The organism is Ruegeria sp. AL12, assembly GCF_056540885.1.
Map to the genome: position 1 here is coordinate 1 of NZ_JBQFXN010000190.1, position 562 is coordinate 562.

Annotated in this window: 1 protein-coding gene; it reads right to left on the minus strand. The window is 59.1% G+C overall.

Annotated elements, in window-relative coordinates:
* Window positions 1-562 (minus strand): carboxyl transferase domain-containing protein (locus ACR0C6_RS22145; protein ID WP_480621349.1); only part of this gene is annotated, 562 nt, incomplete at both ends.

The following is a 562-nucleotide window of genomic DNA, read 5'->3' on the forward strand; positions in this document are numbered from 1 at the left end:
CCGGCCAGCACCATCGGCTGGTTTGCGACGACGCCTACGGTCTGACCTTCCAGCCGGATGAACCCGGTAATGATGTTCTTGGCAAAATCTTCCTGAATTTCATAGAAATCGCCCTCGTCCGCCACTTTGGCGATGAGTTCCTTCATGTCGTAGGGCGTGTTCGGATTCTCTGGCACAAGAGTGTCCAGCGAAGCCTCGATCCGGCCGGGTTCGTCAAAGAACGGGCGCACGGGCGGCTTTTCGCGGTTGTTGAGGGGCAGGAAGTCCACCAGGCGCCGCACCTCGGCCAAAGCTTCGACGTCGTTTTCGAACGCGCCATCAGCGACCGAGGATTTCTTGGTATGGGTCGAGGCCCCCCCCAGTTCCTCGGCAGTCACCACTTCGTTGGTTACGGTCTTCACCACATCCGGGCCGGTCACGAACATGTAAGAGGTGTCTTTGACCATGAAGATAAAGTCGGTCATCGCCGGGCTGTACACCGCACCACCCGCGCAGGGCCCCATGATTACGCTGATCTGCGGCACCACACCCGATGCCATGATGTTGCGCTGGAACACTTCGG